At 65.2% G+C, this 14,035-nt stretch carries 18 protein-coding genes; 12 read left to right on the top strand and 6 right to left on the bottom strand.

Annotation, left to right across the window (positions count from 1 at the left end):
* Positions 1-12 precede the first annotated feature (12 nt).
* Complete coding sequence (locus ACK4TE_RS07330) at positions 13-807, top strand: thymidylate synthase (protein ID WP_409910844.1); 795 nt, start codon at positions 13-15, stop codon at positions 805-807.
* A 6-nt stretch (positions 808-813) separates the two neighbouring features.
* Here ACK4TE_RS07330 and ACK4TE_RS07335 read toward each other — a convergent pair whose 3' ends face one another.
* Positions 814-1,485: a hypothetical protein gene (locus ACK4TE_RS07335; protein WP_409910845.1), complete on the bottom strand. Its 672-nt coding sequence runs from the start codon at positions 1,483-1,485 to the stop codon at positions 814-816.
* A 34-nt stretch (positions 1,486-1,519) separates the two neighbouring features.
* On the opposite strand from ACK4TE_RS07335, the gene aqpZ reads away from it, so the two are divergent.
* Entirely contained in the window at positions 1,520-2,200 is a 681-nt protein-coding gene (aqpZ, locus tag ACK4TE_RS07340) for an aquaporin Z (RefSeq protein ID WP_409910846.1), read from the top strand.
* 144 nt (positions 2,201-2,344) lie between these two features.
* Here aqpZ and ACK4TE_RS07345 read toward each other — a convergent pair whose 3' ends face one another.
* Entirely contained in the window at positions 2,345-3,013 is a 669-nt protein-coding gene (locus ACK4TE_RS07345) for a hypothetical protein (RefSeq protein ID WP_409910847.1), read from the bottom strand.
* A 161-nt stretch (positions 3,014-3,174) separates the two neighbouring features.
* On the opposite strand from ACK4TE_RS07345, the gene ACK4TE_RS07350 reads away from it, so the two are divergent.
* Both ACK4TE_RS07350 and ACK4TE_RS07355 read left to right on the top strand, forming a co-directional pair.
* Positions 3,175-3,705: a dihydrofolate reductase gene (locus ACK4TE_RS07350; protein WP_409910848.1), complete on the top strand. Its 531-nt coding sequence runs from the start codon at positions 3,175-3,177 to the stop codon at positions 3,703-3,705.
* A 79-nt stretch (positions 3,706-3,784) separates the two neighbouring features.
* Positions 3,785-4,708 carry an SMP-30/gluconolactonase/LRE family protein gene (locus ACK4TE_RS07355; RefSeq protein WP_409910849.1) on the top strand — a complete coding sequence of 308 codons (924 nt, stop codon included), beginning with the start codon at positions 3,785-3,787 and terminating at the stop codon, positions 4,706-4,708.
* Positions 4,709-4,711: 3 nt separating this feature from the next.
* Here ACK4TE_RS07355 and ACK4TE_RS07360 read toward each other — a convergent pair whose 3' ends face one another.
* From ACK4TE_RS07360 to ACK4TE_RS07375, 4 genes are all read right to left on the bottom strand, one after another.
* Positions 4,712-5,392: a hypothetical protein gene (locus tag ACK4TE_RS07360; protein WP_409910850.1), complete on the bottom strand. Its 681-nt coding sequence runs from the start codon at positions 5,390-5,392 to the stop codon at positions 4,712-4,714.
* A 3-nt stretch (positions 5,393-5,395) separates the two neighbouring features.
* Positions 5,396-5,587, bottom strand: coding sequence for a hypothetical protein (locus tag ACK4TE_RS07365; protein ID WP_409910851.1), 192 nt, complete (start codon positions 5,585-5,587; stop codon positions 5,396-5,398).
* Between the two features lie 158 nt (positions 5,588-5,745).
* Positions 5,746-6,204 (bottom strand): RidA family protein, encoded by a 459-nt coding sequence (locus ACK4TE_RS07370; RefSeq protein WP_409910852.1) that lies wholly within the window; start codon positions 6,202-6,204, stop codon positions 5,746-5,748.
* Between the two features lie 9 nt (positions 6,205-6,213).
* On the bottom strand, positions 6,214-7,422 hold the full coding sequence (locus ACK4TE_RS07375; protein ID WP_409910853.1) for an Mrp/NBP35 family ATP-binding protein: 1,209 nt from the start codon (positions 7,420-7,422) through the stop codon (positions 6,214-6,216).
* 179 nt (positions 7,423-7,601) lie between these two features.
* Here ACK4TE_RS07375 and hflK point away from each other — a divergent pair, with 179 nt between their 5' ends.
* From hflK to ACK4TE_RS07415, 8 genes are all read left to right on the top strand, one after another.
* Complete coding sequence (gene hflK / locus ACK4TE_RS07380) at positions 7,602-8,774, top strand: FtsH protease activity modulator HflK (protein ID WP_409910854.1); 1,173 nt, start codon at positions 7,602-7,604, stop codon at positions 8,772-8,774.
* Positions 8,774-9,670 (top strand): protease modulator HflC, encoded by an 897-nt coding sequence (hflC, locus tag ACK4TE_RS07385; RefSeq protein WP_409910855.1) that lies wholly within the window; start codon positions 8,774-8,776, stop codon positions 9,668-9,670. The genes hflK and hflC overlap by 1 nt, the downstream gene beginning before the upstream one ends.
* A 12-nt stretch (positions 9,671-9,682) precedes the next feature.
* Positions 9,683-9,883, top strand: coding sequence for a DUF2065 family protein (locus ACK4TE_RS07390; RefSeq protein WP_409910856.1), 201 nt, complete (start codon positions 9,683-9,685; stop codon positions 9,881-9,883).
* A gap of 88 nt (positions 9,884-9,971) precedes the next feature.
* The gene (locus ACK4TE_RS07395) at positions 9,972-11,429 is read left to right on the top strand and encodes a Do family serine endopeptidase (protein WP_409910857.1); all 1,458 of its coding nucleotides are present in this window, start codon (positions 9,972-9,974) and stop codon (positions 11,427-11,429) included.
* 237 nt (positions 11,430-11,666) lie between these two features.
* Positions 11,667-12,041, top strand: coding sequence for an ArsR/SmtB family transcription factor (locus ACK4TE_RS07400; protein WP_409910858.1), 375 nt, complete (start codon positions 11,667-11,669; stop codon positions 12,039-12,041).
* Positions 12,038-13,075: an ACR3 family arsenite efflux transporter gene (arsB, locus tag ACK4TE_RS07405; protein ID WP_409910859.1), complete on the top strand. Its 1,038-nt coding sequence runs from the start codon at positions 12,038-12,040 to the stop codon at positions 13,073-13,075. Before ACK4TE_RS07400 ends, arsB begins: the two co-directional genes overlap by 4 nt.
* Entirely contained in the window at positions 13,072-13,494 is a 423-nt protein-coding gene (locus ACK4TE_RS07410) for an arsenate reductase ArsC (RefSeq protein WP_409910860.1), read from the top strand. Before arsB ends, ACK4TE_RS07410 begins: the two co-directional genes overlap by 4 nt.
* A gap of 3 nt (positions 13,495-13,497) precedes the next feature.
* On the top strand, positions 13,498-13,899 hold the full coding sequence (locus ACK4TE_RS07415; RefSeq protein WP_409910861.1) for an OsmC family protein: 402 nt from the start codon (positions 13,498-13,500) through the stop codon (positions 13,897-13,899).
* Positions 13,900-14,035 lie beyond the last annotated feature (136 nt).

Below are 14,035 nucleotides of genomic sequence, written 5' to 3' on the forward strand. Positions count from 1 at the left end.
GCGGAGCCCGGCATGCAGCAGTACCATGATCTCCTGCAGGATATCCTGCAGAACGGCCTGGAACGCGGCGACCGTACAGGGGTGGGCACGCGCGGGGTTTTCGGCCGCCAGATGCGGTTCGACCTCGAAAAGGGCTTTCCGCTGCTGACGACGAAGCGCCTGCATGTGCGCTCTATTATCATCGAGCTGCTTTGGTTCCTTCGTGGTGAAACAAATATTGCCTGGCTGAAGGAAAACGGCGTCTCGATCTGGGATGAGTGGGCCGACGAGCACGGCGATCTCGGCCCGGTCTACGGCAAGCAGTGGCGCAGCTGGGCCGCGCCGGACGGGCGTACCATCGACCAGATCCAGTGGGTGCTGGACGAGATCCGCACCAATCCGAACTCGCGCCGCCTGATCGTGTCCGCCTGGAATCCGGCGGACGTGAACGACATGGCCCTGCCGCCCTGCCACTGCCTGTTCCAGTTCAACGTGGCCGGCGGCCGCCTCAACTGCCAGCTCTACCAGCGCTCGGCAGATGTCTTCCTCGGCGTGCCGTTCAACATCGCCTCCTATGCGCTGCTGACCCACATGATGGCCCGCGCCACGGGCCTGCGCCCCGGTGAGTTCGTGCACACGCTCGGCGACGCGCACCTCTATCTCAACCATCTCGAACAGGCGAACCTGCAGCTGACGCGCGAGCCGCGCGCGCTGCCCACCCTCTGGATGAACCCGGACAAGAAAGACCTGTTCGGCTGGACCTATGAGGATTTCCGGATCGACAATTACAATCCGCATCCGCACATCAAGGCCGCTGTCGCGGTCTGATCCGGCCTATTCGCCCTTCAGGGTGCAGTGAACGGTCCCGCCGGTTTCCACGGCAATCGGCAGCGCCTCGTCAAAGCCCTTGCAGACCATCTTGTCCTGCGCCTGAGGCGAGCGGACCGCATAGGCCGTCACCTGCACCCGCGGATCACCCACGACTTCGCGCGCCACCCGCGCCGCATCGAACTGGCCCTTCAGGGTGAGCGAGCGCGGGGCCGCGCCGATCGTTTCCATCTCTCCTCCAAGCCAGACGCCGAGGTCCGGATCCAGTCCGTCTGCGGACGGGTTCTTCGGCGCGCCGTAATAGTCCGCCGTAACCCCCAGCAGCCCGCCCGTCTCCTGCAGCAGCGTCAGCGCCTTGGCGGAGTAGGTGACATCCACACGGAAGGGCAGGGACACGATCTTCGCCTCATGCTTCTGCGCGGCCGGCGTCCCGGGACTTGCCGGCGCGGCGGTCACGGGCACCGCTTCGGCGGCAGGCTTTTCCTGCACGGACTTGCATCCCGTGACAGCCAGTGCGCAGGCCATGAGCAGGGCGGGGAGGGCATTTGCCTTCATCGGAACATCCTTCATGCAGAACGGGATCAGCCCTGATTGTGTTGCCGCATCAGGCCCGAAAGGCAAGCGCTTGCCGCCGTGCCCGAAGCCCGTCATCCTGCCTGAACGTGCCGAGGCGGGCATTCAGATCCTCCCGGTCGTGCCAAGGAGGCATCACATGAAAATCTTTCTCGCCGAGCTTATCGGCACGTTCACCCTGGTCCTGTTCGGGTGCGGCTCAGCCGTCCTCGCGGGCGGCGATGTTGGCCAGCTCGGCATCGCCTTCGCCTTCGGCCTCGCCATCGTGGCCATGGCCTATGGCATCGGCCCGATCTCGGGCTGCCATGTCAACCCGGCCGTCAGCTTCGGCGCGTTCATCGCCGGGCGGATGGATATGAACACTATGCTTCGCTACTGGGTTGCCCAGTTCATCGGGGCGTTCCTCGGCGCAGCCGTGCTCTGGCTCATCGCCACCGGCCAGACCGGATACGATCTCGTCAGCAATGGCCTCGGCCAGAACGGATGGGGCCCCGGCTATCTCGGCGAATACTCGCTCGCCGCAGCGCTCGTCTTCGAAGTGGTGGCGACCTTCCTCTTCCTGGTCGTGATCCTCGGCGCGACACAGAAGTCCGCACCCGGAATGGTTGCCGGCCTCGCCATCGGCCTGACGCTGGTGGTCATCCACATCGTCGGCATCCAGGTGACCGGCGTGTCGGTGAACCCGGCCCGCAGCTTCGGCCCGGCCGTCCTTGTCGGCGGAGCGGCCCTGTCCCAGCTCTGGCTGTTCCTGATCGCCCCGCTCATCGGCGCGGCGCTCGCCGGCTTCCTGTTCAAGCAGAAACTGCTCGAGACGGAGTAACCTGAACCGGTCGCCCCGCTTCATCCGAGGCGGGGCGCCCCACAAGCAAAGCGTAGGCTCAGGTGCCGCGAGCGTCAGCTCGCGATCAGCACCGAGCAATCACAAGCAAATCTCAGGCGAGGGATCAGCTGCGAGCAATCAGACTCACGCCTCATGCGGCGAGATCAGCCCGGCATCCTCGCGTTTGCGGATGATGCGCGAGACGATCACCGCGCCGACCATCTTGCCGATCACGAACACGATCCAGTTGGCCACATGCAACGAGTTGCCGGGGTCCATGCCCAATTCCATCTGCTTGGCGAGGTCGGCGCCATAGAGGAACACGGTCGTATCCACCGGCGCGGCCACCGCGCTCGACAAAAGGATGCGCGTCGACAGCCGGTATTTCGTGAACGTGAACAACAGCCAGTCGACTCCTTCCGAAATCGCGAAGGCAATCCCGCTCGCCAGCGCAATGACCGGCCACGCATAGAAGAACGACCAGGCCACCGCGATCGCCATCAGGATCAGCACCCGGTGGCCCATCTCCCGCTGCACGAAATCGCGGATCACGAACACCATGCCGGTCACCATCGTCATCGGGTGCAGCGACACGCCCTGCCGGAACACGTCATCGCCCGGTGCGACAATCGGAAATTCCGGGATCACTCCGAAGCTCCAGTTCAGGAACGGGATCAGCACCACATAGAGCAGCGCCCAGGCGCGGCCCTGCAGGTGCCAGATCGCCGCGAAGGTCAGTCCCAGCGCTGCCAGTGCCGGCAGCAGCAGGCCGGGATGGCCATTGGTCAGAATGGAAGCCAGATCAAAGCCCATGAGATATCGCCAACCCCCGTGCCAATAGCAGCGGTGGCTGCCAATGCATCTTGCTTAACGCGTCGTGTGCGGCGCACAAGGCGCCCCTCTTTTGCCCTATGGTTAAAGCAGCGCCGCTCCGGGCTTGCGAATCCCGTCCGGTGCTGCAGGAAGTGCTCCACATGACCGAACCTGTCCGTCTCAGCCTGATTGTTGCCCAAGGCCGAAATAGAGTGATTGGCACCGCCGGCCAATTGCCCTGGCGGCTGAAGGATGATCTGGCGCATTTCAAGCGCACGACGATGGGCGCGCCGGTCATCATGGGACGCAAGACCTGGGAAAGCCTGCCCAAGCGACCGCTGCCCGGCCGTCCGAACATCGTGATCAGCCGGGACTGGAATTATGACGCCGCCGAAGCGCGCGTCTATTCCAGCTTCGTCCCGTCACTGAACGCCGCCAAGGCGATGGCCCTGCGCGCCGGCCAGCCGGAAGTCTTCGTCATCGGCGGCGCCGCCATCTACGCCCTCGCCCTGCCGCTGGCCGACCGGATCTATCTCACCGAAGTCGATGCCGCGCCCGAAGGCGACGCATTCTTCCCGGCGCTCAATCCGGCCCACTGGCATGAAACCTCTGCCGCCCGCATCGAAGCAGGGGAGGGCAATGACTACGCCTTCACCGTGCGCGTGCTCGACCGCGTGACCGCGCCCGCCTGAACGTCCCTGACCCTGCGACAGCAATGGACGCGCCCCTAAGCGGCGCCTAGCCTCCCGCAAAAATTCGGGAGGATCACCCATGCAGTTCGACGTCTTCGCCTCCGGCCTCGGCTTTCCCGAAGGCCCGGTTGTCATGGCCGATGGTTCGGTCATCATCGTGGAGATCCAGCGCGGCTGCATCACGCGCCTCTGGGGCAATGGCAGGAAGGAAGTCATCGCCACGCCCGGCGGCGGCCCCAACGGCCTCGCCATCGGCCCGGACGGCGCGCTCTATTGCTGCAACAATGGCGGCTTCGAATATCACGAGGTCGGCGGCCTCACGATCCCCGGCAATTGCCCGCCCGACTATTCCGGCGGCCGTATCGAACGCATCGACCTCTCCACCGGCAAGGTCGAGCGCCTCTATGAGGACGTCGGCGGCAACAAGCTGCGCGGCCCCAACGACATCGTCTTCGACACCTCCGGTGGCTTCTACTTCACCGACCTCGGCAAGGGCTTCTCCCGCACCCGCGATCATGGCGGCGTCTATTATGCCAAGCCCGACGGCTCCTTCATCAAGGAAGTCGACTATCACCATATCTCACCGAACGGCTGCGGCCTCTCACCGGACGGAAAGACGCTCTACTTCGCCGACACGATGACCGCCCGTCTCTGGGCCTTCGCGCTCACTGGCCCCGGCGAATATAAGCCGCACAAGCCGCCTTTCCTGCGCGGGCGCGTGGTGACGGGGCAGACGGAGCTTTGCTATTTCGACAGCCTTGCGGTGGCCGCCTCCGGAAACGTCTGTGTGGCAACAATCCTGAAAAATGGCGGCTATGGCGGCATCACCACCATCACGCCGGACGGCCACTCCACCTTCACCGAAATTCCCGACCCCTTCGTCACCAACATCGCCTTCGGCGGCGCCGAGATGAAGGACGCCTACATCTGCGCCTCCGGCACCGGCCAGCTGATCAGGACCAGATGGCCGGAAGCAGGGCTGAGGCTGAACTACAACGCCTAGGGCTCAGGGCGCGACGCATCTGCCGCCGAGCTGGCGGTAGGGGCGGGCGCACTGCCATCCGTCCCCGGATGAATTGAGGTGGGCGAATTCCGGCAGCACAACCTTCACGCAGGCCGTGGATGTCGCGGCATATCCCCGGTCGCAGGCCCAGCCGGGGCCGGATGAGCTGTCGGTGATATAGGCATTCCTGGGCAGGGCGATCTTGGCGCAGGCCCCGCGATCCGGCCGGTAGCCGCGCTCGCAGGCCCAGCCGCTGCCATAACTGGAATAGGTCAGGTAGCCATTGGCCGGCACCTTGATGGCGGCGCAGCTGTTGCCGTCGCGGGCATATCCGCGGTCGCACTGCCAGCGCGTGCCGGACGCATCGAGATAGGCATTTTCCGGAACATTGACCTTGACGCAGATGTCGCCCGACCGGTCATACCCGTAATTGCATTCCCAGCCAGCGCCATAGACGGCGCCTGTCAGGAAGGCATTCTCGGGCAGCGCAACCGCGTGACAGGCGCCACTGGCTTCGCGGTAGCCCTTGTCGCAGCTCCAGCCGCTGCCATACGCTTTTGCAACCGAGTTCGGCGGCGATCCGCTGCCGGAAACCTGTGTCTGGGTTTGTGCCAGTGCCGGCAATCCGCAGATCAGGACGCAGGCGGCCACGAGGGCGGCGAGGCGCAGGGGAATGTGAAACATCGGCTAGTCCTTTTCCGGGCGGTCTTGCGGCTCAGACGGAATATCGGTGCCGGGCAGTTCATCCGTTTCCGGATCAATCAGGTCGTCATCGGCGGGCGCGGCGCGCAGCCTGCCATAGTGCATGGTCCGGGGCGGTGAGGGCTTGCCATACTGGCGTGACGGCGGCCCACCCGTGCCGGACTTCTTTCTGGGCATCCGGGCGCGCTTTCCTGACCTGAGGACGCGGCGTCCTCCCAGATCAGGTGAGCCCTGCGTCGGCATAAAGCAAGCTGTTGAAAATATTTATATTTTTTGCCCGGCAAAAACCGTATCGAAACAAGGTGCGCCGTGTGCCCGGCTGCGTTCCGGCCGGCCTAGTCCGCCCGGGAAGCGCTGGCCGCGGCGATACACTCGACCTCCACCAACGCCCCGAACGGCAAGGCGCTCACCGCAATCGCTGTGCGCGCAGGCGGGGCTGTGCCGGTGAAATACTCCGCATACACCTCATTCATCGGGCCATACTGCTCGATGTCGGTCATGAACACCGTGCATTTCAGAAGGTCCGCCATCGTGCTACCCGCCTTCTCGATGTTCGCCTTCACCGCATCCATCGCCTGCCGCGTCGCTTGCCTGACATCGCCCGTCTCACTGCGCCCGATCACACCGGCAAGATAGATCGTATCCCCCTGCCGCACCGCCGCGCTGTATAGATGATTGCCCGGCACCAGCACCGTCTTGGCTGCCGGCGCCGCCGCAACCGGCGCCTCCGTCACAGAAACACACCCGCCGAGGAAAGCCGCGCTGATTGCGGCAACAGGAACTGAGAATCTCATAGCCGTCCCTCACTCCTCAAACACAATTTCCGGCGGCGCCTTCGTCACCAACTCGTCCAGCGCAATCGCAACACTCCGCGCCAGCCGCAGGAAAACGTCCGCAGGCGGACCACCGGCCATCGCTGCCGGCGTGCCCGCGTCGCCGCCTTCGCGGATCGCCTGCAGCATCGGAATTTCTGCCAGCAGCGGCAGGCCGAGCGCAGCGGCCATCTTCCGCCCGCCGCCTTCGCCCATCAGGTAATTGCGGTTGCCCGCGGCGTCCTCGAACCAGCTCATCGTCTCCACGATGCCGATCACCGGCACATGCGTCTTGGCAAACATTGCCGCCCCGCGCCGCACATCCGCCAGCGCCACTTCCTGCGGCGTCGTCACGATTAGCGCCGCCGTCACCGGCACCTTCTGCGCAATCGCCAGCTGCGCATCGCCCGTGCCCGGCGGCGTGTCGATGATCAGCAGGTCCAGCGGGTCCTCCCGTGTGCCCCATTCGGCATCGTTCAGCAGCTGCGTGATCGCCGACATCACGATCGGCCCGCGCCAGATCATCGGCGCATCCGGGTCAGACAGGTATCCGATCGACAGCGTCTTCATCCCGTGCGCCTCGACCGGCACCAGCTTCTTTGCCGGCGAGGTGCCCGGCTCTGCGCCCACCGTGCCCAGCATGGTCGGGATGGAGGGTCCATAGATGTCCGCATCGAGCAGGCCGACCTTCATGCCCGCCTTCGCCATCGCGGCGGCGAGGTTCACGGCGACCGTCGATTTGCCGACCCCGCCCTTGGCGCTGGCCACCACGAGGATGCGCGCGATGCCGGGGATGGGTTTCAGGCTCGCTGCAGGGGCCACGCTGCCCTGGCTCAGCGCCTCGTCAGACAGCCGGGCGCCCTTGGTCACGCGGCGCGGGGAAGGGGTAAGCGGCAGGGTCTGCTTGCCATGCGCATGTGCATGGTCGCGCTCATGGTCATGCGTTCGTGGGGAGCTCGCCTGCCGCTCCGCCGTCACCACGCTGCGCACGGCGGTAATGCCCGGAATGCGCGCGGCATAGTTCTCCGCCTCGATCCGGCGCGGCTCCGCCGCCTCCGGTCCGCCCGCCTCCACCCGGATGACCAGGAGGGCCCGCCCGTCATCGTCCACGGTCACGGCTTCCAGCCAGTCCGCATTGCCGAGCGCCTCGCGCACGGCCGCCGCCAGCTTTTCGCGTGTCTTCTGCTTTGACCCAAACATTGTCGTGCCGGCCCGGTCCTTAACTGCATTTAGTCCGCCGCCTACTCGCGCCGGGGGTGAAACTGCAAGCTTCTGGTGACGAAGTTGCGTCATTTTCGCCGCTTCTGCGCGCCGATTCAGGGTGCACACCTCACCAGAGGCCCTATATAGGCCCCAACCGAAGAATTCAGGAGGCGTCATTGCCCTGGGATGACAAGAGTAAAGGTTCCGGCCCTTGGGGCGGGGGCGGTTCAGGCGGCGGCAACGGCGGCGGGGGTGAGGGCGGATCGCCCTGGAACCGGCCGTCCGGCGGCGGCAGCGGCGGCTCCGGCGGGGGCGGCGGCAAGGACAATCCCGACCTCGAAGAACAGATGCGCCGGATGCAGGAACGGTTCCGCCAGCGCCGCAAGGGCAGCGGCGGGGGCGGTGGCGGCGGACGCCGCCGCGGCGGCGGTCAGATGCCGAACATTGGCCCGCTCGGTCTGATGGTCATTGCCGGCGTCGTGATCCTGTCCTGGCTCTCCACCAGCGTCGTGGTCGTGGACCCGACCCAGCAGGCGGCCGTGTTCCGCTTCGGCAAATGGCAGACGAATTTCGGCCCCGGCCTGCACTTCCACCTGCCGGCCCCGATCGAGAACCACGTCCTCATCCCGGTGGAACGCCGGAACGAGACGCGCCTCGGCTCGACGGCCAGCGAAAGCCTGATGCTGACGCAGGACGAGAACATCGTCGACATCCAGTTCTCAGTGTTCTGGAAAGTCGATACCGCGAACCCGGAACGCTACCTCCTCTTCGTGCGCGAGCCTTCCTCCGCCGTCGAACAGGTTGCCGAATCGGTGATGCGCGAAGTCGTCGGCAAGACGCGCCTTCAGAACATCATCACCACCGAACGGGATGTCGTGCAGCAATCGGTCGCCGCACAGATGCAGGCCCTGCTCAACGAGTATAATGCCGGTGTCGAAATCCTCTCGGTCCAGATCGACAAGTCCGATCCACCCCAGCCGGTGATCGAGGCGTTCAACGATGTGAACGTCGCCGAACAGGACGCTGAAACCCTCACCAACCAGGCCACGCAGTTCGCCAACCAGACGGTTCCGCAGGCCCGCGGTACGGCCTCGCGCCTGCAACAGGAATCGGAAGCCTACCGCGACCGCGTCATTGCCGACGCCAGCGGTGAGGCTGCCCGCTTCGACCAGATCTACGAGGAATACCGCAAGGCCCCGCGCGTCACGCGCGAGCGCATGTACCTCGAGACGATGGAACGGGTGCTTGAGCGGTCGGACAAGCTGATCCTCGATCAGAAGTCCGGCGCCGTGCCCTACCTGCCGCTGGAGCGTAACCGCCCGGCACCTACGACCACGGGAGACCGCTGATGCGCGCGCTTGGATGGCTTATCCTGATCCTGTCAGTCCTGGCACTGATCATCGCTTCGAACGTCTTCTTCATCGTGCGCCAGTCGCAGCAGGCCATCGTCCTGCAGGTTGGCCGCCCGATCCAGCTGATCAACGCCCCCGGCAAGGATGAGGCGGGTCTGCACATGAAGATCCCGATCATCCAGCAGGTCGAAATCATCGACAAGCGCAATCTCGGCCTCGACGTCGAAGGCATCCAGGTGATCGCCTCCGACCAGCGCCGCCTGCAGGTCGATGCGTTCGTCCGTTGGCGGATCAACGATCCGCTGCGCTACTACCAGCGTTTCCGCACGGAAGCCTCGGCCGAGTCGCAGCTCGAACGCATCACCACCTCCGCCATCCGCGAAGTGCTGGGCGATGTGCCCGTGCCGGAAATCGTCTCCGGCCAGCGCGCCCAGCTGATGAACCGCATCCGTACAAGCGTGAATGCCGGCCTCGCCACGGACGGCATCGACATCATCGATGTCCGCATCCGTCAGGCCGACCTTCCCTCGGAAGTCGCCGAAGGCGTCTACAACCGCATGCGCACCGCCCGTCTGCAGGAAGCCCAGCGCATCCGTTCGGAAGGGGAGGAGCGTGCCCGCCTCATCCGCGCACAGGCGGAACGTGAAAAGACAGTCATCGAGGCCCAGGCCCGCGAACTGGCAGAGAAGGTCCGCGGTGAAGGCGATGCCAAGGCCACGGAAATCTACGCCTCGGCCTATAACAAGGATCCGGAATTCTTCCGCTTCCAGCGCGCCCTGATCGCCTGCGAAACCGCCATCAAGACGGGTACACAAGTCATCGTCGGCCCGAACGAGCTGGGCATCTGTGACCAGTTCTTCGACAGCGCCCGCGCCGCCGGCGGGCCCCGCTAAACGGCGGCGCCGGTGAGCGGGTGGACGATCCTGCTTGCCGGCGCCGGCCTCTGGCTTCTGGTCGAAGGCGCGCTCGTCGCCCTCGCGCCGGATACGGTCCGGCGCATCACAAGGCTGATCTCTGAAACCCCGCCGCGCGAGCTGATCCTCTTTGGTCTGGGCGCCGCTGCCCTCGGCGCGCTCCTGCTGACGATTGCAGTCAACGCCGCGTGAGGCGGTTGCGCTCGGCCCGCAAAGCGCCATAGTCAGGCGGCAATCGGACCTTACGAGAATCCGAAGCCGTCCCGGAGCCTGACCTGACATGAACCGCACCGCCGCCCTGGCGATCCTGATCCTTGCCCTTCCGGCCACAGGCCTGCCTGCACTTGCCCAGGGGCAGGGCAGCCTGTCGAAACCTCCGGCTACGGTCGACATGAAAGCCGCCCCGGCCAGCTTCGCGGGCCTCTCCAAGCGCCTGATGCCGGCGGTCGTGAACATCTCCACCGAACAGGTCATCGCCTCGCGCATGCCGACCTTCCCGGAGGGCTCGCCGGCCGAACGCTTCAACGAATATTTCGGCCGCGACGGCGACGGCTTCCAGCGCCAGGGCTCGCTCGGCTCCGGCTTCGTCATCAGTGCCGATGGCTATATCGTCACCAACAACCATGTCATCGAGCAGGCCGACACGATCACCATCACCTTCTCAGATGGCCGCGAGTTGCAGGCGACCCTCGTCGGACGCGACCGCGACACGGATATCGCCGTGCTGAAAGTCTCCTCGCGCACGCCGCTGCCCTTCGTCGAGTTTGCCGACAGCGACAAGGCGGAAGTCGGCGACTGGGTGATCGCCATCGGCAACCCGCTCGGCTTTGGCGGCTCGGTCTCCGCCGGCATCATCTCGGCCACGCAGCGCGACCTGAACACCGGCCGGTCCGACAATTTCATCCAGACAGACGCTGCCATCAACCAGGGCAATTCCGGCGGCCCGCTATTCAATCTTGCCGGCCAGGTCGTCGGCGTGAACACCGCCATCATTTCCCAGTCCGGCGGCTCCATCGGCCTCGGCTTCTCGGTCCCGTCCAACACAGTGAAGCGCATCTCGCAGACGCTGATCAAGGATGGCCGCGTGCGCCGGCCCTGGCTCGGTGTTAACGCGCAGGATGCCGACGCCGCCCTCATCAAGGCCTACCGCGCCAAGGGCACCAGCGGGGTCATCATTACACGGATCACCCCGGACAGCCCCGCCGAAAAGGCCAAGCTCGAAGTCGGCGACCTGATCCTCACCATTGACGGCCGCGCCGTCGTCAGCGTGCGCGAGATGACGCGCATGCTGTCCGACAAGGCCATCGGCAAACCGGTCACCCTTTCTATCTCCCGAGACGGACGCACGCGCGATATCACCGCCACGCTCGCCGAGCTGAAAGATGACGCCGACACGCCTGCCAAAGCCGCCCCGGACACGGCTGCAAATTCCAACGACCTCGGCGCCGAGCTTGCTCCCATCGACGATGATGTCCGCCGCCGCTACTCGATCACCAAGGACATTTCCGGCGTCGTCGTCACCTCTGTCAGCTCGCGCGGGCGCGCCTATAACAAGCTGCGCCGCGGCGATGTCATCGTGGAAATCAACTTCCAGTCCGTCACCACGGTCACAGACGCCCTCGCCAAAGTCAAAACCGGTCTCGCTAACCCCGCCCAGCCGATCCTCATCCGCGTCAAACGCCGCGGCGAAACCGGCGCCTGGTTCGACCAGTTCGTCTCGATCGAAGTCACGAAATAGCAAGCCTGCCGGTCCTCTCATCCCGGCGAACGCCGTGACCCAGAGCGGTAAACTCAAACCCTGAGAAGCTCATCCTGAGCGACGTCGAAGGATAGAGCGGGCTCCCTGACGTTTCAGCGCATCCCCATCCTTCGACTTCGCTCAGGATGATCTCCGCAAGGAACGCCTCCTGCCGCACGCTCCACAAGCCCCCACCCCATCTTGACTCCCCACCCGCATTTCGACATTCGTTGAAATATGGAATCACAAGCCGCCATCGCCCGCCTCTCGGCGCTCGCCCAGCCCGGCCGTCTCGCCGTCTTCCGCCTGCTGGTGCGCGCAGGCCCCGAAGGCGTCGCCGCCGGCGACATTGCCGCGAAGAGACGCACCGCGCCCAACACACTCTCGGCGCAGCTCGCCGTCCTCGTCCATGCCGGCCTCATCTCCGGCACGCGCGAAGGCCGCTCCATCCGCTACGCCGCCCACCCCGAAGCCATCCGCGATCTCATCCTTTATTTGATGGACGATTGCTGCGGCGGCCACCCGGAAATCTGCGCGCCCGTGCAGGAAGCCGCCCGCGCCGCCTGCTGCGCGCCCAAAAAGACAAAATCCCGCAAGTCCGCCCGCCCATGAGCCTCTTCGAAAAATACCTCTCCCTCTGGGTCGCGCTCGCGATCCTCGCCGGCATCGCTCTCGGCCAGCTGTTCCCGTCCGCCTTCAGTGCGCTCGCCGCGTTCGAATACGCGAATGTCAATTTCGCCGTTGCCATCCTGATCTGGGCGATGGTCTGGCCGATGATGATCGGCGTCGAATTTTCCGGCCTGAAGAACGCCTTCGCCCGCCCCAAGGGATTGATCATTACACTGACGGTCAACTGGCTGATCAAGCCGTTCACGATGGCCGCGCTCGGCGTCCTGTTCTTCAACCATGTCTTCGCGGGCCTCATTCCGCCGGAGGATGCGAAGTCCTATATTGCCGGCCTCATCCTGCTGGGCGCGGCGCCCTGCACCGCAATGGTCTTCGTCTGGTCGCAGCTGACGAAGGGCGACCCCGCCTACACGCTCGCTCAGGTCGGCGTGAATGATGCCATCATGGTTTTCGCCTTCGCACCCATCGTTGCGCTCCTGCTCGGCATCACGGGCATCACCGTGCCCTGGGAAACGCTGCTGCTCTCGGTCGGCCTTTATGTTGTGATCCCGCTCATCGCCGGCATCGCCATGCGCCGCCATCTCATCCGCAAGGGCGGGGCAGGGGCGGTCGACGCCTTCATGGCGCGCCTGAAGCCCGCTTCCATCCTCGGCCTCCTCGCCACGGTCGTTCTCCTCTTCGGCTTCCAGGGGGGCGTCATCCTCGCCCAGCCGCTGGTCATCGCGCTGATCGCCGTGCCGATCCTGATCCAGTCCTACGGCATCTTTGCTGCTGCCTATGCGGCTGCCTTCGCCTGGAAAGTGCCCCACCGCGTTGCTGCGCCCTGCGCGCTGATCGGCACGTCCAACTTCTTCGAACTCGCCGTCGCCGTCGCGATCAGCCTCTTCGGCCTCAGCTCCGGCGCTGCACTTGCCACCGTGGTCGGCGTGCTTGTCGAAGTGCCGGTCATGCTCTCCCTCGTCGCCTTCGCCAACCGCACCCGCGCAAAGTTCGCCCCTTTCGAAAAGGAACCGGCATGAAGCTCCTCTTCCTCTGTGTCGCCAATTCCGCCCGCAGCCAGATGGCCGAAGGCCTCGCCCGCCACCTGCTCGGCCTCGGCGCCGAAGTGATGAGCGCCGGCTCTGCGCCCACCAGGCCCAACCCCTATGCCATCGAAGCCATGGCCGAGCGCGGCATCGACATTACCGGCCACACGTCCAAATCCTTCGACTCTCTGGACGCCACCGCCTTCGATTACGTCATCACCCTCTGCGCCGAGGAAATCTGCCCCTGGCTGCCCGGCAAGACCCAGCGCCTGCACTGGCCGACCGACGATCCCGCCAGCTCCGACCCTGCCCTCACGCCGGAAGACTTCCGCCGCCGCTTCGCCCGCGCTCGCGACGAGATCGAAGCCCGCATCCGCGCTTTTGCAGCCGAGTCGGGAATGGGTGTAAGCTGAGCCATGCTCACCTATTCGGTCACCGCCCACCGCATCGACGCACATGGTAGCGAGGCGCGGTGCAAAGAGGCGCAGCTTGTGATCGACACAGACCTTGCCGGCCGGCCTGACGCGTTTAATCCGGCCGAGCTGTTCCTCGCCTCGATTGCCGCCTGTATCCTGAAAGGGATTGAACGCGTGGCCCCGCTCCTGCAATTCAGCTTTGAGGGCGCGGAAGTGCGTCTGACCGGCACGCGCCAGGACGCGCCCCCGAAAATGGTCTCGGTCGTCTATGAAATTATCGTCGACACGGCCGAATCCGATGCGCGGCTCGAGCTCCTGCACAAGAACATTCGAAAGTACGGAACCATCTCGAATACGGTGGCCGAAGCCACCCGCCTGACCGGCACAATCCGCCGGAAATGAGCCCGGAAGGCCTTTCCGCAGCGGTAATCCGGGGCGGGCCCCCCTCAGAATCCTGCCGATCCATGCCGAATAGGCTCGCCAAGCGCGGCAACGCGCGCTAGGAGGGGCCAAATTGTGACACCCAGCGGGCTGAGAG

It is taken from the genome of Hyphomonas sp. (assembly GCF_046313975.1).
Taxonomy (GTDB): domain Bacteria; phylum Pseudomonadota; class Alphaproteobacteria; order Caulobacterales; family Hyphomonadaceae; genus Hyphomonas.

Bases quoted from the DNA above. Each gene is read 5' to 3' on its own strand.
- ACK4TE_RS07330 (WP_409910844.1), top strand. From the start codon at position 13: ATGCAGCAGTACCATGATCTCCTGCAGGATATCCTGCAGAACGGCCTG.
- ACK4TE_RS07335 (WP_409910845.1), bottom strand. From the start codon at position 1,485: ATGCCCGCCTCGGCACGTTCAGGCAGGATGACGGGCTTCGGGCACGGC.
- aqpZ (WP_409910846.1), top strand. From the start codon at position 1,520: ATGAAAATCTTTCTCGCCGAGCTTATCGGCACGTTCACCCTGGTCCTG.
- ACK4TE_RS07345 (WP_409910847.1), bottom strand. From the start codon at position 3,013: ATGGGCTTTGATCTGGCTTCCATTCTGACCAATGGCCATCCCGGCCTG.
- ACK4TE_RS07350 (WP_409910848.1), top strand. From the start codon at position 3,175: ATGACCGAACCTGTCCGTCTCAGCCTGATTGTTGCCCAAGGCCGAAAT.
- ACK4TE_RS07355 (WP_409910849.1), top strand. From the start codon at position 3,785: ATGCAGTTCGACGTCTTCGCCTCCGGCCTCGGCTTTCCCGAAGGCCCG.
- ACK4TE_RS07360 (WP_409910850.1), bottom strand. From the start codon at position 5,392: ATGTTTCACATTCCCCTGCGCCTCGCCGCCCTCGTGGCCGCCTGCGTC.
- ACK4TE_RS07365 (WP_409910851.1), bottom strand. From the start codon at position 5,587: ATGCCCAGAAAGAAGTCCGGCACGGGTGGGCCGCCGTCACGCCAGTAT.
- ACK4TE_RS07370 (WP_409910852.1), bottom strand. From the start codon at position 6,204: ATGAGATTCTCAGTTCCTGTTGCCGCAATCAGCGCGGCTTTCCTCGGC.
- ACK4TE_RS07375 (WP_409910853.1), bottom strand. From the start codon at position 7,422: ATGTTTGGGTCAAAGCAGAAGACACGCGAAAAGCTGGCGGCGGCCGTG.
- hflC (WP_409910855.1), top strand. From the start codon at position 8,774: ATGCGCGCGCTTGGATGGCTTATCCTGATCCTGTCAGTCCTGGCACTG.
- ACK4TE_RS07395 (WP_409910857.1), top strand. From the start codon at position 9,972: ATGAACCGCACCGCCGCCCTGGCGATCCTGATCCTTGCCCTTCCGGCC.
- ACK4TE_RS07400 (WP_409910858.1), top strand. From the start codon at position 11,667: ATGGAATCACAAGCCGCCATCGCCCGCCTCTCGGCGCTCGCCCAGCCC.
- arsB (WP_409910859.1), top strand. From the start codon at position 12,038: ATGAGCCTCTTCGAAAAATACCTCTCCCTCTGGGTCGCGCTCGCGATC.
- ACK4TE_RS07410 (WP_409910860.1), top strand. From the start codon at position 13,072: ATGAAGCTCCTCTTCCTCTGTGTCGCCAATTCCGCCCGCAGCCAGATG.
- ACK4TE_RS07415 (WP_409910861.1), top strand. From the start codon at position 13,498: ATGCTCACCTATTCGGTCACCGCCCACCGCATCGACGCACATGGTAGC.